The following is a 19,702-nucleotide window of genomic DNA, read 5'->3' as shown; positions in this document are numbered from 1 at the left end:
AGACGCTCGCCGCGGCGCACGGCTGCACGGGCATGCGCCGTGCCGCATCTGGGCGTGGGCGTGTTTCCGGCGTGCATCTCGCGCCAACGTGGGGCGCAGCGGCCCGGCGGCTCGCGCGCAGTGGGTGCCCGTGCGTGAAGTGCGCGCTGCGTGCAAACGCGCCCCGGGCGCAATCCGGACGGCCCTTCCGGGGTATAATCGCGGTCTCCCTTTCGTCTGATGTCGCCCCCACGCGCGACGCATCGCCATCGCGCGATTGCTGCCACGCGAGGCGAATTCCGCGACGCAACCCAGACGGCAACTTCGACGTAACTTCGACGCAACGCCCCAGTCCATGGCCCACTTCTCGTGCTTCCCCGGTGCTTCGGCCCTCTCCGACTTCCGTCAGACCCGCCTGCTCGAAACGCTTCAGCGTATCGATGCCAACATCGTCGGCGTGCACGGTCAGTATCTGCATTTCGTCAATTCGACCGCGCCGCTCACCACTGAGGACAGCGCGAAGATCGAGGCGCTGATGCACTACGGCGCGCCGTTCGCGGCGCCGGCCGAGCGAGGCAGCGCGATGACGTTCCTCGTCGTGCCGCGCTTTGGCACGGTGTCGCCGTGGGCAAGCAAGGCCACCGACATTGCGCACCACTGCGGTCTCGAACACGTGCGTCGCATCGAGCGCGGAGTCGAATACACGGTCGTGCTGAAAACGGGCCTGCTGGGTGGCAAGAAGACGTTGTCCGACGAAGCGCGCGACGCGGTCGCGGCGGCGCTGCACGACCGCATGACGGAAAGCGTGGCGGCTTCGCGCGACGCCGCGCAGCACCTCTTCGACGAACTGCCCGAAAGGCCGATGCAGACCGTGGACGTGCTGGGCCACGGCCGCAAGGCGCTCGAGACCGCGAACGGCGAACTCGGCCTCGCGCTCGCCGACGACGAAATCGACTATCTCGTCGACGCGTTCACGAAGCTCGAACGCAACCCGACGGACGTCGAGCTCATGATGTTCGCGCAGGCCAACAGCGAGCACTGCCGCCACAAGATTTTCAACGCCAGCTGGACCATCGACGGCAAGGAGCAGGACCTCTCGCTCTTCGCGATGATCCGCAACACCGAGAAGATGAGTCCGCAGGGCACGATCGTTGCGTACTCGGACAACTCGTCGATCATGGAGGGCGCGGTCGCGGAACGCTGGTTCCCGCGCAAGGCGGGTGCCGCAAACGCGCCGGCCGAGCAATACGGCCGTCACACCGAACTCACGCACACGCTGATGAAGGTGGAGACGCACAACCACCCGACGGCGATCTCGCCGTTCCCGGGCGCCGCGACGGGCGCGGGCGGCGAAATCCGCGACGAAGGCGCGACGGGCCGCGGCGCGCGTCCGAAGGCCGGTCTCACGGGCTTCACGGTGTCGAACCTCGAACTGCCCGACGCGTGCGAAGCGTGGGAAAACGCCCGCGACACCGCCACGCCGCTCGCGCACCGCAATCCCGCCGACGAAGCACAGGCTTACGGCCGTCCGGACCGCATCGCGTCGCCGCTCTCGATCATGATCGACGGCCCGCTCGGCGGCGCCGCATTCAACAACGAATTCGGCCGCCCGAACCTCGGCGGCTACTTCCGCGTCTACGAGCAGAACGTCGCCGGCACCGTGCGCGGCTATCACAAGCCGATCATGATCGCGGGCGGCATCGGCAACATCAGCGCGCAGCATACGCACAAGCACGATCTGCCCGAGGGCTCGCTCTTGATCCAGATCGGCGGCCCGGGCATGCGCATCGGCATGGGCGGCGGCGCCGCCAGCTCGATGGCCACCGGCACCAACACCGCCGAACTCGACTTCGATTCGGTCCAGCGCGGCAACCCCGAAATCGAGCGCCGCGCGCAGGAAGTCATCAATTCCTGCTGGCAACTCGGCGAGGGCAACCCGATCCTCTCCATTCACGACGTCGGCGCGGGCGGCCTCTCGAACGCGTTCCCGGAACTCGTCGATGGTGCGGACAAGGGCGCGCGTTTCGAACTGCGCAACGTGCAACTCGAAGAGTCGGGTCTGTCGCCGCGTGAAATCTGGTCGAACGAGTCGCAGGAGCGTTATGTCCTCGCGATCTCGCCCGCCGATCTGCCCATGTTCGAAGCGATCTGCATGCGCGAACGCTGCCCGTTCGCCGTGGTCGGCGTGGCGACGGCCGAGCGCGAACTGAAGCTGATCGACACCGACGAAAAGGCGCTCGCCGCGAACGGCAACCACCAGCCAGTCGACATGCCGATGGACATCCTGCTCGGCAAGCCGCCGCGCATGCACCGCAACGTCGAGCACGCGAGCACGCCGCTGATCCCCGTCGAAGTAACCGGCATTGCGTTCGACGAAGTCGCGAAGAGCGTGCTGCGTCATCCAACGGTTGCCAGCAAGTCGTTCCTCATCACGATCGGTGACCGTTCGGTCGGCGGCACGACCGTGCGTGACCAGATGGTCGGCCCGTGGCAAGTGCCCGTCGCGGACTGCGCCATTACTGCGCTCGATTACGCAGGCTACAAAGGCGAAGCGATGACGATGGGCGAACGCACGCCGCTCGCCGTGATCGACGCTCCGGCGTCGGGTCGCATGGCCGTCGGCGAGGCGATCACGAACATTGCGAGCGCACCGATCGCTTCGCTCGACAAGCTCAAGCTCTCGGCGAACTGGATGGCCGCGTGCGGTGCGACAGGTGAAGATGCCGCGCTCTACGACACCGTGAAGGCGATCGGCATGGAGCTGTGTCCGGCGCTCGGCATCGGCATTCCGGTCGGCAAGGATTCGCTGTCGATGCGCACGAAGTGGAACGATCAGGGCGTCGCGAAGGAAGTGGTCGCGCCGGTGTCGCTCATCATCTCGGCGTTCGCGCCGGTCGAGGACGTGCGCCGCCATCTGACGCCGCAACTGCGCCGTGTCGATGAAGCGGGCGAGTCGGTGCTCATCGCGATCGATCTGGGCCGTGGCAAGAACCGCCTTGGCGGCAGCATCTTCGCGCAGGTCACGCAGCAGGTGGGCGACGCGGTGCCCGACGTCGACAGCGCAGAGGACCTCAAGCAGTTCTTCACCGCGATCCAGCAGCTCAACGCGAACGAGCAACTGCTCGCGTACCACGACCGCTCGGACGGCGGCCTGTGGGCGACGATCTGCGAAATGGCGTTCGCGGGTCACGTCGGCGTGTCGCTGAACGTCGACATGCTGACACTCGACACCGAGCACGAATCCGATTACGGCGACGCGAAGGACTGGGCGAAGCAGACGAGCGGCCGCCGCGAAGACCGCACGCTGCGTGCGCTGTTCGCTGAAGAACTCGGCGCCGTGATCCAGGTGCCGGCGCAGCAGCGCGACGCCGTGTTCGCCGTGCTGCGCCAGTATGGCCTGTCGGCGTGCTCGCACGTCGTCGGCCAGTTGAACAGCCGTGACGCGATCGAAATCTACCGCGACGCGAAGCGCATCTACGACGCGCCGCGCGCCGAACTGCAGCGCGCATGGAGCGAAGTGAGCTGGCGCATCGCGCGTCTGCGCGACAACCCGGCCTGCGCCGACGCCGAATACGACGCGCTCCTCGACGCCGCCGATCCGGGCATGCAGCCGCATCTGACGTTCGATCCGGCCGACGACATCGCGGCTCCGTTCATCGCGACGGGTTCGCGTCCGCGCGTGGCGATCCTGCGCGAGCAGGGCGTGAATTCGCACCTCGAAACCGCGTACGCGTTCGATCGCGCGGGCTTCGACGCGCACGACGTCCACATGAGCGACCTGCTCGAAGGGCGCGCCACGCTCGCCGACTTCGCGGGCGCCGTGGCGTGCGGCGGGTTCTCCTACGGCGACGTGCTCGGCGCGGGCGAGGGCTGGGCCAAGACGATCCGCTTCAACGCGAAGCTCGCGGACATGTTCGCTGCCTTCTTCGCGCGCGAGGACACGTTCGCGCTCGGCATCTGCAACGGCTGCCAGATGATGTCGAGCCTCGCTTCGATGATCCCGGGCGCCGACGCCTGGCCGAAGTTCACGCGCAACAAGTCGGAGCAGTTCGAAGCGCGTTACTCGCTCGTCGAAGTGCAAAGCTCGCCGTCGATCTTCTTCGCAGGTATGGAAGGTTCGCGCATCCCGGTCGCCGTTGCGCACGGCGAAGGCTTCGCGGACTTCTCGCAGCAAGGCGATCTCTCGAAGGTGGCGGTGGCGATGCGTTACGTCGACCACCACGGCGCGGCGACCGAGCGCTATCCTTTCAATCCGAACGGCTCGCCGCAGGGCATCACGTCGGTGACGACGCCCGACGGCCGCTTCACGGTGCTGATGCCGCACACCGAGCGCGTGCAGCGCACGGTGACGATGAGCTGGCATCCGGAAGCCTGGGGCGAAGCGAGCCCGTGGATGCGTGCGTTCCGCAATGCGCGCAAGTGGGTCGGTTAAGGCGCTTGTCGCTTCGATCGATACACGTGAAAAAGCCGGCCTTCGGGCCGGCTTTTTTTTGGGTTTATCGAGGATTTCCGAGGAGATCGTTCGCGGACAGGCAGTGGTCTGCCACAAGCGGCCCGCATCCTCCCGTGCTTCACGAAGGAGCCGGACCGTGCGCCCGATTTCCCGGGGCTTGGACCGGAAACACCGTCCGACGAATTAGCCCGACGGCGTCTTTTTGTCGAGGACTACGAGTCTCCGCAATGCGGATCCGGCGGCGTTTGATTGCTTGTGGCACGCGAGCATGGCGGCCGGCTAATCGACATTGCGCACGACGGCCGACCAAAGAAAAACCCCGCGCTTGACGCAAGTCGCGGGGTTTTCGTGACAGCAACGCAACGCGCGCGTTACTGGATCTTCGCCTGCTTGCGCAGATTTTCTTCGAATGCCTGCAGTTTCTCCTGCTGCATCTGCTGCACGATCTGCGCTCGCACCTGATCGAGCGGCGGCGGCGTGACCGGGCGGATGTCGTCCACGCGGATGATGTGCCAGCCGAACTGCGTTTGCACCGGCGTGCTGGTCATCTGGCCTTTCTGCAGATGCGTTGCTGCATCGGCGAATTCAGGGACGAAGGCCTTCGGGTTCGACCAGTCGAGATCGCCGCCGTTCTTCGCCGAGCCCGGGTCCTTCGAGTACTGCTTCGCGAGGTCTTCGAAGCTTGCGCCGCCCTTGATCTTCGCGATCAGGTCCTTGGCCTGCTGCTCGTTGTCCACGAGGATGTGGTGAAGGTGGTATTCGCTGCCGCCTGCATCCTTCGCCAGCTGCTCGTAACGCGCCTTCACGTCGGCGTCGGTCGGCTGGTTGTTCTTCACGAAATTTTCGATCAGTGCGCGCAGCACGACAGTCTGCTGGGCCACTGCGATTTGCGCCTTCACGTCCGGAAGGTTCGGGATGCCCTGGCGGATCGCTTCCTGCATCAGGATTTCGCGGTTCACGAGCTCTTCACGAACCGCCATCTGCAGTTGCGGCGAGTCTTGCTGGCCTTGACGCACGAGCTGGTCGACGAGCGCAGCGGCGCGCGCTTTGGGAATCGGCGTGCCGTTCACGACGGCGATGTTCTGCGCGAAGGCGGGCGCAGCTGCGAACGCAGCCAGCAACACCCACAGACGGGTTTTCTTCAAGGTCATCGAAAAATCCTAACAGGGCGAACTATAAAGTGGGGCTATCGAGACAACACCAAGGCCTACACCGGGGGCAACGCTGTCGCTTCTTCGGGCGTGAGCGCCGTGATCACGAGTGCGTGAATGCCGCGCTGCATTGCTTCGGCCAGCGCATCATACACCATGCGATGCCTTGCCACGCGGGCCTTCCCCGCGAACGCCGCCGCCACGATCGTGACGCTGTAATGGCCGCCCGCAGCCGCTCCGGCGTGGCCGGCATGCTGCGCGCTATCGTCGCGCACGGAAATCGACACGACGGGCGCGAGTGCGACCGTGAGCCGCGACTCGATCAGCGCCGCGCGTTCGGCCGGGCTTGCGTTGAGGAACACGTCGCTCATTCTTCTTCCTCCTTGATGTAACGCGAGAGCCAGAGGCTCTGTCCGACGATGAACACCACGAGCATGCCCGTCGCGCCGAACAGCTTGAAATCGACCCACGCGTCGGTGGAGAAGTGGAACGCGACGAAGAGGTTCACGATACCGAGCAGCGCGAAGAAGATCGCCCAGATCAGGTTGAGCTGTGTCCAGATCCGGTGCGGCAGCGCGATCTGCTTGCCCATCATCGCCTCGATCAGATTCTTGCCGAAGCCGAGTTGCGAGACGAGCAGCGCCACCGCGAACGCCCAGTAGAGGACGGTGGGTTTCCACTTGATGAAGGTTTCGTCGTGCAGCACGAGCGTCGCGCCGCCGAATACCACGACGATGCCGAGCGACAGCCAGAGCATGGGGTCGACTTTGCGGTGACGGAAGGCGACCCAGGCGATCTGCACGAGCGTCGCGACGATCGCGACGGCGGTCGCCGTGAAAATGCCCCATACCTTGAAGGTGACGAAGAACAGGATGATCGGAAACAGATCAAACAGGAATTTCATTATCGGTCTGGAAGTCCGCGAAAAGAGGGCGCGACGCCGTTGGCGGCGCTGCGTAGTCGGCAAACGTCTTGATTGACGCTGCTGTGTGGGCGCCGCATGTGGCGCTCACTTGGGCTCGAATTGTAGCGCAGCCGAGTTGATGCAATACCGAAGGCCGGTCGGCGCGGGGCCGTCTTCGAAGACGTGTCCCAGATGGGCGCCGCAGTTTTTGCAGCGCACTTCGATACGCAGCATCCCATGCGCGCGGTCGGTGCGCTCCTCGATCACCTCGCCGTTGATCGGCCGGAAATAGCTGGGCCAGCCGCAACCGGCGTCGAACTTCGTGTCGGACTCGAAGAGGGGCGTGCCGCAGCACACGCAATCGTAGACGCCTCGGTCCCAGTGATCCCAGAAGCGCCCCGTGAACGCGCGTTCGGTCGCCGCGTGGCGCGTCACCTGGTATTCCATGTCGGAGAGCTGCTCGCGCCAGTCGGCGTCGTCCTTGTGACCGGGGTAGGCGTCGGAATTGTGATCGTCGTGGCTCATGTTCGGGTTCCTGTCGGGGGAAGGGAGGCGAAGCGGGGCGGCTGCGCGAGACCAGGCGCGGCTCACGAAGAGCAGCTCACTTCGAGCGAACTCGCCCAGTCGGGCGGCAACGCCGCATACGCCGCGTGCTCCGGTTGTTCGTCGAACGGACGCGAGAGCACGCGCGCGAGCCGTTCCACTTCGCTGAAATCCTTCTGCGCGGCGCGTTCGATCGCGGTCTGAGCCAGGTGATTGCGCAGCACGAACTTCGGGTTCACGCGATTCATCGCTGCGGCGCGCGTGGCATCGTCGCGTGGCTCAAGACAGAGGCGCGCGCGATAGTCGTTCGCCCACGCGTCGAAAGCCGCACGGTCGAGGAACAGGTCGCGCACGCTCGCATCGCCATGTGCGTCGTGTTTCGACACACGCGCGAGATGGCGGAACGTCTGCGTGAAATCGGCGCGGTTCGCGTGCATGATTTCGAGGAGACGATCGGCGAGGGCGTCGTCGCCTTCGCGCGCTGTTTCGAGGCCGATCTTCGCGCGCATGCGCGCTTCGAGCGCGGGCGCGAAAAGACCTTTGAAGCGTTCGAGCACGCCTTGCGCATCGGCGACTGCGCGCTCGCCGCGTGTCTTGTCGTCGGCTTCGTCCCGTTGCAGGCCGAAAAGCGGCAGCAGCGCCTGCGCGAGGCAGAAAAGATTCCAGTACGCAATCTGCGGCTGCATGCGGTACGCATAGCGGCCCTGCGAATCCGAGTGATTGCAGATGTGGTTCGCGTCGAAGCCGTCGATGAAGCCGAACGGACCGTAGTCGATCGTGAGACCGAGGATCGACATGTTGTCGGTGTTCATCACGCCGTGGCAGAAGCCCACCGCCTGCCATTCGACCATCAGCGCCGCGGTCGTGCGTACCGCTTCGTCGAGTAACGCGAGATAGGGATCGTCGGCTTCGAGCAGGTTCGGGTAGAAACGCTCGATCACGTGATCGGCGAGCGAGCGTAGCGCGACGACGTTGTCGTTTGAGTAGAAGTGCTCGAAGTGGCCGAAGCGTACGAAACTAGGTGAGACGCGTGTAACGACCGCCGCCGTTTCGATTTCCTCGCGGCGCACGGGTTGATCGGAGCCGACTACCGCGAGCGCGCGCGTGGTCGGGATGCCGAGGTGGTGCATCGCTTCCGAGCACAGGAATTCCCGGATCGACGAGCGCAATACCGCGCGACCGTCGCCCATGCGGGAATACGGCGTGCGGCCTGCTCCCTTGAGCTGCAGTTCATTGCGCTGGCCGGCGTGCTCGAGTTCGCCGAGGCCGAGCGCGCGTCCGTCGCCGAGCTGGCCCGCCCACACGCCGAACTGGTGCCCCGAATAGACCGAGGCGTACGACATCGAAGACGGCGTTCGTTCGCGCGTGAAGCTTCCGGCGAAGAACGGCGCGAAGGCCGGATCGGCAGCAATGGCAGGATCGATCCCGAGTGACGCCGCTGTTTCGGTCGAGAAACCGACGAGATACGGCGCGGGGAGCGGTTGTGCCGGCAGCCGGGTGAAAAACGTCGAACCCAGTGCGGAAAATGCACTCTCGCGCGGCATGATTAGCGAGCGTTCGACGTCGGCAAGCGGGCCGTCGAGCGTTTGGCGCATCGCGGCGAGGTTCGCGAGTGAATCGGTCTGGCCTGGTGAAAACGACATATTGAGCGCCTTTTGAATAGCCGATATTGTAAATCCGCGCCGCCAGGCGTGCAGGCCGCCGATTCATGTACCTATATGCGCATGATGCCGGGCATGACGGTGGCGGTACCTGGGCAAACATAAGCCGATACAGGCAGAACACAGACATTCAAGGCGAGGAGACCGCACCCGATGACTGCGCCGCTGTTTGGACAAATGATGGACGTGCCGCTCACCGTGTCGTCGCTGATTGCGCACGCGGCGCGCTACCACGGTGACACGCAGATCGTGTCGCGCCGCATCGAAGGTGATATCCATCGCTACACGTACCGCGAATGCGAGACGCGCGCGAAGCAGCTCGCGCAGGCGCTGATGGCGCTCGGCGTGGCGCGAGGAGAGCGTGTCGGCACGCTCGCCTGGAACGGCTACCGGCACCTGGAAGCGTATTTCGGTGTGCCAGGTTTTGGCGCGGTGTGCCACACGATCAATCCACGGCTTTTTCCCGAGCAGATCGCCTACATCATCAATCACGCGGACGATCAGTACGTCCTTTTCGACATCACATTCGCGCCGCTCATCGACGCGCTCGCCCCACAGTGCCCGAACGTGCGCGGCTGGATCGCGCTCACCGACGAATCGCATCGCCCCGCGATGCGCACGCCAGTGCTCTGTTACGAAACGCTCATCGAAGCGCAGGACGGCCGGTACGAGTGGCCGCAACTAGACGAGCGCAGCGCGTCGGTCCTCTGCTATACGTCTGGCACGACCGGCAATCCGAAAGGCGCGCTTTACAGCCATCGATCGTCGGTGCTGCACGCCTATGGCGCGTCGCTGCCCGATGCGATGGGCCTGTCTTCGCGCGACGCAGTCCTGCCCGTCGTGCCGATGTTCCATGTGAACGCCTGGGGTATTCCGCACGCGGCGCCGCTCAACGGCGCGAAGCTCGTGTTGCCGGGCAAGGATCTCGACGGTAAATCGCTCTATGAATTGATGGAGGCCGAGGGCGTGACGTGCGCAGCTGGTGTGCCGACCGTGTGGCTCGGTCTGCTGGCGCATCTGCGCGCGGCGGGCGTGCGTTTTTCGACGCTCACGCGCACGGTGATCGGCGGGTCGGCGTGTCCGCCGGCGATGCTGCGCGCGTTCGAGGACGAGTACGGCGTGCAGGTGATTCACGCGTGGGGCATGACTGAAATGTCGCCACTCGGGACGCTCGCGAAACTGAACTGGGCGCAGTCGCAGCGGCCGCTGGAGGCGCAGCGCGCGCAGCTGGAAAAGCAGGGGCGCGTGATCTACGGCGTCGACATGAAGATCGTCGGTCCCGATGGGAAGGAACTGCCGTGGGACGGCGTCGCGTTCGGCGACCTGCACGTGCGCGGGCCGTGGGTGATCGATCGTTATTTTCGTCAGGAGAGCGGGACGCCGCTAGTCGACGGCTGGTTTCCAACCGGCGACGTCGCCACGATCGATCCGGACGGCTTCCTTCACATCACCGATCGCACGAAGGATGTCATCAAGTCCGGCGGCGAGTGGATCAGCTCGATCAGTCTGGAGAACGTGGCGGTCGCGCACCCCGCCGTCGCGGAGGCCGCGTGCATCGCGTGCGCGCATCCACGCTGGACCGAGCGGCCGTTGATCGTGGCGGTCCTCAAGCCGGGTGCGACGCTCACGCGCGAAGAACTGCTCGCTTTCTTCGTGGGCAAGGTGGCTAAGTGGTGGATGCCCGACGACGTCGTGTTTATCAACGAGCTACCGCACACGGCTACGGGCAAGCTTCTGAAACTCAAACTTCGCGAGCAGTTCCGCGACTACGTGCTGCCAACGGCGCTCGATACCGACAACTGCCCGCTCGGCGAAAACGAGGCGAATCGCTGACGGCGAGCGGCTTCGTTCACAAGCGGGGTAAAGGCGCGGCGTTTCTGCCGCGCTTTTTTTGCGCGCTTCGGTGCGCGATAGGGCGGCGGTTTGTTGGCGTGGGCGCTCCGTGCGCGCCATGCGTCTGTTTGCGCTCGCCGGCGCTGGTTATGCTCCTGCTTGATTAGTACCAGCCAATCCTCGGTAAAACCCTGGTGCGAATGAAGCTTCAAAAAATTGAACGATCGTTCGTTTGTGGGTATGCTGCCTCTCTATCGGGATTGTCGGACAATGAAAGCCGACGACGCACAATGCGACCCGCACGCATGGAGGCAGCCAAATGGCAGTGGACTACTCGATTCGCGACGGCGTCGCCGTCATCACGCTCAACAACCCGCCCGTCAACGGCCTTGGGCTATCGACCCGCACCGGCATCGTCGAAGGCGTTGCGCGCGCGGCACAGGACCCGGCCATTACCGCCATCGTGATCACGGGTGCGGGCAAGGCGTTCTCGGGCGGAGCGGACATCACCGAGTTCAATACGCCAGCGGCACTCCAGGAGCCCTCGCTTGACACCGTCATCAAAACGGTCGAGCAGAGCACCAAGCCCGTTGTGGTCGCCATCCACAGCGTTGCGATGGGTGGCGGCCTCGAACTGGCACTTAGCGCGCACTATCGCATCGCTGCGCCCGGTGCACAGATCGCGCTGCCTGAAGTGAAGCTCGGCATCCTGCCGGGCGCCGGCGGCACCCAGCGTCTGCCGCGTGCGATCGGTCTCGAAGCCGCGCTCAACATGATCGTGAGCGGCGCGCCGGTGCTGTCCGACAAGCTCGCCACGTCGGGGCTGTTCGATGCCATGGCAAAGAGCGATCTGCTCGATGAAGCCATCGCGTTCGCGCGCAAGGCCGCCGACAAGCCGGGTCCGCATCCGCTCGTGCGCGACCGCAAGATCGAGCATCCGAATGCCGAAGGTTTCCTGCAGTTCTCGCGCAATACCGTAGCCGCGATGTCGAAGAACTACCCGGCGCCGGTGAAATGTGTGGACGCCATCGCCATGGGGGTGAAGCAGGGCTTCGATGTGGGTCTTGCATTCGAGCGTGCGTGTTTCGTCGAACTCGTGCAGACGCCCGAAAGCCACGCGCTGCGCCACGCGTTTTTCGGTGAGCGCGCCGCGAGCAAGATTCCCGATGTACCGTCCGGTACGGCAGTCCGCGAAATTGCCGAGGTCGCCGTGATTGGCGCGGGGACGATGGGCGGCGGCATTGCGATGAATTTCCTGAACGCGGGTATTCCGGTCACGCTTCTCGAGATGAAGCAGGATGCGCTCGACCGGGGGCTCGCTACGATCCGCAAGAATTATGAAGTGCAGCTGAAGAAAGGAAAGCTCACGGCAGAGAAGCTTGAAGCGCGCATGGCGCTGATTCGTCCGACGCTTTCGTATGACGACCTCGCCAAGGCCGATCTCATCATCGAAGCCGTGTTCGAAGAACTTGGTGTGAAGGAGCAGGTATTCAAGCGCCTCGACGAAGTGGCGAAGGCCGGCGCGATCCTCGCGTCGAATACGTCGACGCTCGATCTTAACAAGATCGCCGCGTTCACGAAACGGCCGCAAGACGTGGTCGGCATGCACTTTTTCAGCCCGGCCAACGTCATGAAGCTGCTCGAAGTCGTGCGCGGCAAGGACACGGCGAAGGACGTGCTCGCAACAGTCATGCAGCTCGCGAAGAAGATCCGCAAGACCGCCGTGGTATCGGGCGTGTGCGATGGTTTCATCGGCAACCGCATGATCGAGCAGTACATCCGCCAGGCGCTCTACATGCTCGAAGAAGGCGCGCTGCCCGCCCAGATCGATCGTGCAATCGAAAAATTCGGCTTTGCGATGGGACCGTTTCGCATGAGCGATCTTGCCGGCAATGACATCGGCTGGGCGATCCGCAAGCGCCGCTATCAGGAGCAGCCGGATCTCAAGTATTCGCAGATCGCCGATCGCCTCTGCGAGAGTGGCCGGTTCGGCCAGAAAACCGGCGCGGGCTGGTACGACTACAAACCGGGCGAGCGCGCCGCGCTGCCTTCCGCTCTCGTCGACGACATGATCCTCGCGTATTCGAACGAGGCCGGCATCACGCGCCGCAAGATCCGCGACGAGGAGATCGTCGAGCGCCTCGTCTATGCGCTCGTGAACGAAGGCGCGAAGATCCTCGCAGAGGGCATCGCTTCGAAGGCGTCGGACATCGACATGGTTTACCTCACCGGCTATGGCTTTCCGCTGTGGCGCGGCGGCCCAATGTTCTACGCGGACACGGTCGGACTCTACAACGTGGCCCGCGCCATTCGCGGCTATGCGCGCGAGGCCAACGGCGATGCGTGGCAGATCGCGCCGTCGCTGGCCGCGCTCGCCGACGAACACGGTACGTTCAACTGAATCGTTGACGGACACGGACGGACATCATGAGAAGCGCAGACGATGTGTTGCTGCTGGTTGACCTGCAGAACGACTTCATGCCGGGCGGGGCACTCGCCGTCGCGCGCGGCGACGAAGTCGTGCCGGTGGTGAACCGGCTCGCGCAGGGCTTCGAGCATGTCGTGCTCACGCAGGACTGGCACCCGGCGCGGCACGTTTCGTTTGCGGCCAACCATGCGGGACGCCATCCGTTCGAGACGATCACGCTGCCATACGGCGAGCAGGTGCTGTGGCCGACCCATTGCGTGCAGGGCACCGAGGGTGCCGCGCTTCATCGCGGGCTGGACGTGCCGCATGCGCGCGCGGTCATCCGTAAAGGACATCACGCGGACGTCGACAGCTACTCGGCCTTTCTCGAAGCCGACCGCACGACGCCCACGGGCCTCGCCGGCTATCTGCGCGACACGGGCGTGAAGCGCGTGTACTGCTGTGGCCTTGCGACCGACTATTGCGTCGCGTGGTCCGCGCTCGATGCACGCGCGGCCGGGTTCGAAGTCGTACTGATCGAAGACGCTTCGCGCGCGATCGATCTGAACGGCTCACTCGCCACCGCGTGGCAGCAACTGCTCGCCGCAGGCGTGCGGCGCGCGCAATCGGCCGAGGTCGGGCGAAATGCCGCTTGAGCCCGCTTGAGGTCGTTTCGCAAGACGTCCGGTCTGCGCGGAACATCGTTGCAGAAAGAATATTTTCGTTTGGAATCGCACTAAGCGTCGAAACTGGAGACACGCATGACTGACGCCGTAATCGTATCGACTGCCCGCACGGGCCTCGCCAAATCGTGGAAAGGCGCGTTCAACATGACCCACGGCGCTACGCTGGGCGGTCACGTGACGAAGGCTGCCATCGAGCGCGCGAACCTCGACCCGTCGCGCGTCGAGGACGTGATCATGGGCTGTGCCAACCCCGAAGGCGCCACAGGCGGCAACATCGCCCGCCAGATCGCCCTGCGTGCCGGGCTTCCCGTCTCGGTGCCGGCCATGACCGTGAACCGTTTCTGTTCATCCGGACTGCAAACTATTGCGCTCGCTGCGCAACGTGTGATCGCCGGTGAGGGAGACGTGTTTGTCGCGGGCGGGGTGGAATCGATCTCGTGCGTGCAGAACGAGATGAATCGCCACATGGCGATGGAAGGCTGGCTCGCGCAGAACAAGCCCGAGATCTACTGGTCCATGTTGCAGACCGCCGAAAATGTCGCGAAGCGCTATCAGATCTCGAAGGAGCGCCAGGACGAGTACGGCGTGCAGTCGCAGCAGCGCGCGGCGGCAGCGCAGGCAGCCGGACTCTTCGATGCGGAAATCGTGCCGATGACGGTGCTCGCCGGCGTCGCCGACAAGGCGAGCGGCCAGCTCATCACGAAGGCGGTCACGATTGCCGCCGATGAAGGCATCCGCGCGGACACGACGCTCGAGGGCGTCTCGAAGATCCGCACGGCGCTGCCGGGCGGCGTCGTCACGGCGGGCAACGCGAGCCAGTTCTCGGACGGTGCGAGTGCCTGCGTCGTGATGAACGCGAAGGTCGCGGAGCGTGAGGGGCTCACGCCGCTCGGCATCTTTCGTGGCTTCGCCGTGGCGGGCTGCGAGCCGGACGAGATGGGCATCGGCCCGGTGTTTGCGGTACCGAAGCTGCTCAGGCAGGCAGGCCTGAAGGTCGAGGACATCGGCCTGTGGGAACTGAACGAAGCGTTCGCGGTGCAAGTGCTTTACTGCCGCGACAAGCTCGGCATCCCCAATGAGCGCCTGAACGTGAACGGCGGCGCGATTGCCGTCGGGCATCCGTATGGCGTGTCGGGCGCGCGCCTCACGGGCCACGCGCTGATCGAAGGCAAGCGTCGCGGCGCGAAGTTCGTCGTGGTGACGATGTGCATCGGCGGCGGGCAGGGCGCAGCGGGTCTGTTCGAAGTCGTCTGATCCGGCGGTGACGGTGCGAGGGGCGGGCTGCGCGCCTCGCAGAGGGCTGCTCGCGGCGCAGTGAGGACGGGTATCATGACGGCTGTCGGTGCGCGCGAGGCGCGGCACCCGTTCAATGCACGCAGAAAAGGTGAATACGTTGATCCGTCATATCGTGATGTGGAAGCTCAAAGAGTCGGCCGAGGGCGCGTCGCGCGAAGCAAACCTCGTTAAATTCAAGGCCTTGCTCGAAAGCTGCCGCGATCTCGTGCCTGGCACGCTGCGTCTCGAAGTGGGCCTCGCCGCACCGGGCCTCCCTTCGACGTACGACATCGCACTCGTCTCCGATTTCGCCGACAAGGCGGCGCTCGATGCGTACCAGGACCATCCCGATCACCTCGTCGTGAAGCAGTTCGCAAGGGCGGTAACCGAAAGCCGCCAGTGCGTCGACCATTTGCTGTGAGTGCGGTCATGACCGATCAGGCAGAGCCTGCGGGCGCCAAGGTGGAAACGGTGCAAACGCCGCAGATGATCGTCGAAAGTCCGTTCGTCGATCACCTCGGCGCGCAACTCGTGAGCGCGCGCGACGGTGCAAGCGAAATCGCGCTGCCGCTCCTCGAGCGGCACCTCAACACGTGGGACGTCGCGCACGGCGGCGTGACGATGACGCTCGCCGATATTGCGCTCGCGATGGCGGCGCGTAGCCTGGCGGCGGACGGCATCGGCGTCGTCACGGTCGAAATGAAAGTGAATTTCATGCAACCCGGACGCGGCGAGTTGCGCGCGTATGGCCGCGTGCTGCATCGCTCGACGACGATGGCCTATTGCGAAGGCGAAATCCGCGACAGCGAGGGCCATTTCGTCGCCAAGGCGCTCGGCACCTTCAAATACATGCGCAGGCTCGCCGTGGGACGTGACGTGACGCGTCAGCGGCTGCGCAGCGACCCGAGCGCAAAACCGGGACCGAGCGACGGTTAAACGCGTCCGCGTTGCCCCAATCAATTCCAACACACGCGGCTTTCGTGCCGCAGAGCGTACGCCATGACCCAGACCAATCGCCAGATCCTGCTCGTGTCGCGCCCGACCGGTGCCGCGAGCGTCGACAACTTCCGTCTCGTCGAGACGCCGCTCGCGCCGCTGGAACCCGGACAGGTGCGCGTGCGCAATCATTATCTGTCGCTCGACCCCTACATGCGCGGCCGCATGAGCGATGCGAAGTCGTATGCCACTCCGCAACCGCTAGGCGAAGTGATGATCGGCGGCACGGTGGGCGAGGTGGTCGAATCGCTGAATCCGAAGTTCAAGGCCGGCGACAAGGTGGTGGGCATGTTCGGCTGGCAGGAGTTCGGCACGTCGGACGGCACCGGCCTTCTCGTCGTCGATACGACACACGTCCCGCTCTCTGCGTACCTCGGCCCGGTGGGCATGCCGGGTGTCACCGCCTGGTACGGTCTGAATCGCATCATCGCGCCGAAGGCTGGCGAGACGGTCGTCGTGAGCGCGGCGAGCGGCGCGGTCGGCAGCGTGGTCGGTCAGCTCGCGAAGCGCGCGGGTTGCCGCGCGGTCGGCATCGCGGGCGGCGAAGAGAAGTGTCGCTATGTCGTGGAAACGCTCGGTTTCGATGCATGCGTCGACTACAAGGCCGGTAATCTCTATCACGACCTCAAGGTGGCGACGCCCAACGGCATCGATGGCTGCTTCGAAAACGTCGGTGGCGACGTGCTCGATGCGACGCTCGCCCGCATGAACGCATTCGGGCGCATTGCGCTGTGCGGCATGATCTCGGGCTACGAGGGCAATCCGCAACCGCTCAAATACCCGGCGTTGATACTGACGCAGCGCTTGCTCGTGCAGGGATTCATCGTCAGCGAGCACATGGACGTGTGGCCGCAGGCGCTCGCGGAACTTGGTGCGCTCGTTGCGCAAAGAAAGCTCGCTTACCGCGAGACCGTCGCCGATGGGCTCGAAAACGCGCCCGCTGCGTTCCTCGGCATGCTCAAGGGCCAGAATTTCGGCAAGCAACTCGTCAAGCTGATCTGACGCGGTTTCACCGTTCCATCATTCCGCCGTGCCGGCGCGCTTACGCCGGCGCGCCTTCTTTACCCCACGCTTCACGCAGGATACGCAATGGCTGATCCGTTTCAGTTCGACGGCCGCGTGGCCGTCATCACGGGCGCGGCGAGCGGCTTCGGCCGCGCGTTCGCAGACGAGGCTGCCGCGCTCGGCATGAAGCTCGTGCTGGCCGACGTCGACAAGACTTCGCTCGACGAGACCGTCTCAACGTTGCGCGCGGCGGGTGCCGAAGCGATCGGCGTGCCGACCGACGTGCGCGACCCCGCAGCGGTCGATGCGCTCGCGAAAGCGGCACTCGACGCCTATGGCCGCGTGCATCTGCTTTTCAACAACGCAGGCGTCGGCACTGGCGGCTTCGCATGGGAGAGCAGCGCGAAGGACTGGGAATGGGTGTTCGGTGTTAACGTGTTCGGCGTCGCGAACGGCGTGCGTACCTTTACTCCGATCATGCTCGCCCAGGGCGAACGCGCGCACATCGTCAATACGGCTTCGGTGGCAGGCCTTCTGTCGCCGCCCGCGATGAGTGTCTACAACGCGTCGAAGCACGCCGTCGTCTCACTTACAGAGACGCTTTATCACGACCTCAAGAGCGTCGGCGCGACGGTCGGATGCTCGCTGCTGTGTCCGGCGTTCGTGCCCACAGGCATCGCCAACGCTGAACGCAGCCGCCCCGACGATCTGCGCAACGACGCCCCGCCAACGCGCTCGCAGCAGGCCGCGGACCTGCAGTTGCAGCGCGCGGTGCGCTCGGGCCGCCTGACGCCCGCTGATATAGCGGCGCAGACGTTCGAGGCGGTGCGCGAAGGGCGCTTCTATATCCTCACGCATCCGGTAATTCTCGATTCGGTGAAAATGCGTCATCAGGATATCGAAACATTGCGTAACCCCACCGATCCGTTTTCGTTGAAGCCGGCAGTCAAACAAGCGAAAGCACCTGAACAAACATGACGCTGAATGCGAAGATCGCACTGGTGCTCGATATGGTGGCCCGCGCGGAGCGGCCGCCGTATCACACGCTCACGCCACTAGAGGCGCGCGCGTCCTACGAGAAGAGCGCTTCGGTGCTGGAGATCGCGTCCGCGCCGATGCATTCGGTCGAGAACCTGCAGGTACCGGTGCGCGATGGGACGACGATCCGCGCGCGTCTTTACTACCCCGTTGAGGCACACTGGGCCGAGCCGCTGCCCGCCCTCGTGTATTTCCACGGCGGCGGCTTCACGGTGGGCAGCGTCGATACGCATGATGCGCTGTGTCGCATGTTCGCGAGCGATGCGCGTTGCGCAGTCCTGTCGGTGGACTATCGGCTCGCACCGGAACATCGTTTCCCGACGGCCGTTCATGACAGTTTCGATGCCTACGCCTGGCTTCACGCGCACGCCGCGCAATTCGCGATTGATCCAGCGCGTCTGGCGATGGGAGGCGACAGTGCCGGTGGCACGCTCGCAGCGGTGTGCGCCGTGCTCGCGCGCGATGCGGGCATCGCGCCAGTGCTGCAGATGTTGATCTACCCCGGCACGGGCGGTAACCAGGACACGCCCTCGCATGTGCGGCTCGCAGACGGCCATCTGCTCACGGCCGAAACGATCCAGTGGTTCTTCAATCACTACGTGCGCGACGCCGGAGATCGCGACGACTGGCGTTTTGCGCCGCTCGACGGCACGCGTGACGCGCCGGGTTTAGCGGGCCTCGCATCCGCGTGGATCGCCGTGGCGCAATACGATCCGCTGGTCGATGAAGGAAAGGCGTATGCCGACAAGCTTCGCGACGCGGGTAACGCAGTGACGCTCGTTCACTACGACGGCATGATCCACGAATTCTTCAAGATGGGTGGCTTCGTTGAGGATGCGCGGCGCGCACACGCCGATGCGGCACGCGCGTTGCGCGAGGCGTTCGGCATCGGCGACTGAGCGCGCCCGGCGACGAAGCGTTTAGCGCGCGGCGAGCGTGAACGCGTCGCGGCGCTCGAAGTCACCGGGCCGCGTGATTCGGTGCGAGCCGTTGTCGTCGCTGCGTTCGAGCGCTTCGACTTCGATGCGAGCGCCGTGGACGCTCACGCGGACCGCGGTTGTACCGCGCGTACCGTAATCGGGTGTTTCGATGAAGGCCGCTGAAAGTGCGCGTTCGCGCTCGAGCGGGAGGCCGGTGGCGGGCAGTTCGTCGTCGCGGGCGATTTGCGGATCGCGCATCATCGCGACGAGCCGTTCCAGCGGTTCGGGCATGTCGAGTGCCGAGCCATCGACGAGCCGCGCGAGTTCCGCGCGCTTTTTCACGAGCTTGGGCCACGGTGTGTCGAGCACGGCGTTCGAAATCCCGTGTGTGCCCTCCGGCAGCAACGCAGGGGTGAGATCGCCGCGATTGCAGTACCAGCCCAGCTCGCGCCGCGTCCAGTCGCCGACCACCAGATTGAAGCCGTTGTAGAGGCTGCCAATGCGCGCGACCTCGGCGAGGTAGTCGAGCGGCGTATCCGGCTGGCTCTCGGCCCCCGTGAGCCACGCCGACACGAGCGTGCCTCGCGTGGGCGCGTCAGGGCGCATTTCGTGCGGCGCGCGGTAGTTCGTCAACGCGGCGAAGCGGCCGCCGCGCGTCATGCCGAGCCAGGTCCCGCCACCCACGAGGTCTCGCCCCGCGAGCACGCCAGGGGCGTCGTGCCACCAGTGCAGCGGATCGGCTGTGCGGCGCAGGAATTCGTCGCGATTGGCGGCGAGCGTGAAGAGCGCGCCATCGGTCGCGCGCGGACGCCAGTCGAAAACGATCAGGCACATAGCGCAAAGCCCACGGC

Annotated in this window: 16 protein-coding genes; 10 read left to right on the top strand and 6 right to left on the bottom strand. The window is 64.9% G+C overall.

All coding sequences use genetic code 11. The features are described from left to right. Positions 1–334 precede the first annotated feature (334 nt). Positions 335–4,411, top strand: a complete 4,077-nt coding sequence (purL, locus tag D1Y85_RS08150; RefSeq protein ID WP_124150552.1) for a phosphoribosylformylglycinamidine synthase — start codon at positions 335–337, stop codon at positions 4,409–4,411. A 392-nt stretch (positions 4,412–4,803) separates the two neighbouring features. On the opposite strand, the gene D1Y85_RS08145 is transcribed toward purL, so the two are convergent. The 5 genes from D1Y85_RS08145 to D1Y85_RS08125 form a co-directional block, all read right to left on the bottom strand. Beyond that, positions 4,804–5,583, bottom strand: a complete 780-nt coding sequence (locus D1Y85_RS08145; RefSeq protein WP_124150551.1) for a peptidylprolyl isomerase — start codon at positions 5,581–5,583, stop codon at positions 4,804–4,806. A gap of 56 nt (positions 5,584–5,639) precedes the next feature. After that, the gene (locus tag D1Y85_RS08140; protein WP_124150550.1) at positions 5,640–5,954 is read right to left on the bottom strand and encodes a BolA family protein; all 315 of its coding nucleotides are present in this window, start codon (positions 5,952–5,954) and stop codon (positions 5,640–5,642) included. Then, positions 5,951–6,487: a septation protein A gene (locus D1Y85_RS08135; RefSeq protein WP_124150549.1), complete on the bottom strand. Its 537-nt coding sequence runs from the start codon at positions 6,485–6,487 to the stop codon at positions 5,951–5,953. Before D1Y85_RS08135 ends, D1Y85_RS08140 begins: the two co-directional genes overlap by 4 nt. Positions 6,488–6,592: 105 nt before the next feature. Then, on the bottom strand, positions 6,593–7,012 hold the full coding sequence (gene msrB / locus D1Y85_RS08130) for a peptide-methionine (R)-S-oxide reductase MsrB (RefSeq protein ID WP_124150548.1): 420 nt from the start codon (positions 7,010–7,012) through the stop codon (positions 6,593–6,595). Between the two features lie 62 nt (positions 7,013–7,074). Next, a complete protein-coding gene (locus tag D1Y85_RS08125) occupies positions 7,075–8,673 on the bottom strand; it encodes a protein adenylyltransferase SelO (RefSeq protein WP_124150547.1) in 1,599 nt (532 codons plus the stop codon). Positions 8,674–8,844: 171 nt separating this feature from the next. Between D1Y85_RS08125 and D1Y85_RS08120 the strand changes: the two genes are divergently transcribed. From D1Y85_RS08120 to D1Y85_RS08080, 9 genes are all read left to right on the top strand, one after another. Then, complete coding sequence (locus tag D1Y85_RS08120; RefSeq protein ID WP_124150546.1) at positions 8,845–10,524, top strand: 3-(methylthio)propionyl-CoA ligase; 1,680 nt, start codon at positions 8,845–8,847, stop codon at positions 10,522–10,524. 319 nt (positions 10,525–10,843) lie between these two features. Continuing rightward, a complete protein-coding gene (locus D1Y85_RS08115) occupies positions 10,844–12,925 on the top strand; it encodes a 3-hydroxyacyl-CoA dehydrogenase NAD-binding domain-containing protein (protein WP_124150545.1) in 2,082 nt (693 codons plus the stop codon). Between the two features lie 26 nt (positions 12,926–12,951). Continuing rightward, positions 12,952–13,587, top strand: a complete 636-nt coding sequence (gene pncA / locus D1Y85_RS08110) for a bifunctional nicotinamidase/pyrazinamidase (RefSeq protein ID WP_124150544.1) — start codon at positions 12,952–12,954, stop codon at positions 13,585–13,587. A gap of 105 nt (positions 13,588–13,692) precedes the next feature. Beyond that, on the top strand, positions 13,693–14,871 hold the full coding sequence (locus D1Y85_RS08105) for an acetyl-CoA C-acyltransferase (protein WP_124150543.1): 1,179 nt from the start codon (positions 13,693–13,695) through the stop codon (positions 14,869–14,871). A 139-nt stretch (positions 14,872–15,010) separates the two neighbouring features. Continuing rightward, on the top strand, positions 15,011–15,313 hold the full coding sequence (locus D1Y85_RS08100) for a Dabb family protein (RefSeq protein ID WP_124150781.1): 303 nt from the start codon (positions 15,011–15,013) through the stop codon (positions 15,311–15,313). Between the two features lie 8 nt (positions 15,314–15,321). Beyond that, positions 15,322–15,828, top strand: coding sequence for a PaaI family thioesterase (locus D1Y85_RS08095; RefSeq protein ID WP_425466893.1), 507 nt, complete (start codon positions 15,322–15,324; stop codon positions 15,826–15,828). A gap of 63 nt (positions 15,829–15,891) precedes the next feature. Then, a complete protein-coding gene (locus D1Y85_RS08090; RefSeq protein WP_124150542.1) occupies positions 15,892–16,890 on the top strand; it encodes an NADP-dependent oxidoreductase in 999 nt (332 codons plus the stop codon). A gap of 87 nt (positions 16,891–16,977) precedes the next feature. Next, positions 16,978–17,871: an SDR family oxidoreductase gene (locus tag D1Y85_RS08085; RefSeq protein ID WP_124150541.1), complete on the top strand. Its 894-nt coding sequence runs from the start codon at positions 16,978–16,980 to the stop codon at positions 17,869–17,871. Beyond that, on the top strand, positions 17,868–18,830 hold the full coding sequence (locus D1Y85_RS08080; RefSeq protein WP_124150540.1) for an alpha/beta hydrolase: 963 nt from the start codon (positions 17,868–17,870) through the stop codon (positions 18,828–18,830). Before D1Y85_RS08085 ends, D1Y85_RS08080 begins: the two co-directional genes overlap by 4 nt. Positions 18,831–18,851: 21 nt before the next feature. On the opposite strand, the gene D1Y85_RS08075 is transcribed toward D1Y85_RS08080, so the two are convergent. Continuing rightward, a complete protein-coding gene (locus D1Y85_RS08075; protein ID WP_124150539.1) occupies positions 18,852–19,685 on the bottom strand; it encodes an NRDE family protein in 834 nt (277 codons plus the stop codon). Positions 19,686–19,702: the final 17 nt, after the last annotated feature.

The sequence above is a fragment of the Paraburkholderia dinghuensis genome (genome assembly GCF_003837865.1).
In the GTDB taxonomy this organism is placed as follows: domain Bacteria; phylum Pseudomonadota; class Gammaproteobacteria; order Burkholderiales; family Burkholderiaceae; genus Paraburkholderia; species Paraburkholderia dinghuensis.
This window is presented reverse-complemented; position numbering and strand designations above follow the sequence as displayed.

Excerpts from the sequence above, each read along its gene's own strand:
- D1Y85_RS08120 (WP_124150546.1), top strand. The coding sequence starts at position 8,845 with ATGACTGCGCCGCTGTTTGGACAAATGATGGACGTGCCGCTCACCGTG.
- D1Y85_RS08105 (WP_124150543.1), top strand. The coding sequence starts at position 13,693 with ATGACTGACGCCGTAATCGTATCGACTGCCCGCACGGGCCTCGCCAAA.
- D1Y85_RS08135 (WP_124150549.1), bottom strand. The coding sequence starts at position 6,487 with ATGAAATTCCTGTTTGATCTGTTTCCGATCATCCTGTTCTTCGTCACC.
- msrB (WP_124150548.1), bottom strand. The coding sequence starts at position 7,012 with ATGAGCCACGACGATCACAATTCCGACGCCTACCCCGGTCACAAGGAC.
- D1Y85_RS08115 (WP_124150545.1), top strand. The coding sequence starts at position 10,844 with ATGGCAGTGGACTACTCGATTCGCGACGGCGTCGCCGTCATCACGCTC.
- D1Y85_RS08095 (WP_425466893.1), top strand. The coding sequence starts at position 15,322 with ATGACCGATCAGGCAGAGCCTGCGGGCGCCAAGGTGGAAACGGTGCAA.
- D1Y85_RS08145 (WP_124150551.1), bottom strand. The coding sequence starts at position 5,583 with ATGACCTTGAAGAAAACCCGTCTGTGGGTGTTGCTGGCTGCGTTCGCA.
- D1Y85_RS08085 (WP_124150541.1), top strand. The coding sequence starts at position 16,978 with ATGGCTGATCCGTTTCAGTTCGACGGCCGCGTGGCCGTCATCACGGGC.
- D1Y85_RS08075 (WP_124150539.1), bottom strand. The coding sequence starts at position 19,685 with ATGTGCCTGATCGTTTTCGACTGGCGTCCGCGCGCGACCGATGGCGCG.
- D1Y85_RS08125 (WP_124150547.1), bottom strand. The coding sequence starts at position 8,673 with ATGTCGTTTTCACCAGGCCAGACCGATTCACTCGCGAACCTCGCCGCG.
- D1Y85_RS08140 (WP_124150550.1), bottom strand. The coding sequence starts at position 5,954 with ATGAGCGACGTGTTCCTCAACGCAAGCCCGGCCGAACGCGCGGCGCTG.
- pncA (WP_124150544.1), top strand. The coding sequence starts at position 12,952 with ATGAGAAGCGCAGACGATGTGTTGCTGCTGGTTGACCTGCAGAACGAC.
- D1Y85_RS08080 (WP_124150540.1), top strand. The coding sequence starts at position 17,868 with ATGACGCTGAATGCGAAGATCGCACTGGTGCTCGATATGGTGGCCCGC.
- purL (WP_124150552.1), top strand. The coding sequence starts at position 335 with ATGGCCCACTTCTCGTGCTTCCCCGGTGCTTCGGCCCTCTCCGACTTC.
- D1Y85_RS08090 (WP_124150542.1), top strand. The coding sequence starts at position 15,892 with ATGACCCAGACCAATCGCCAGATCCTGCTCGTGTCGCGCCCGACCGGT.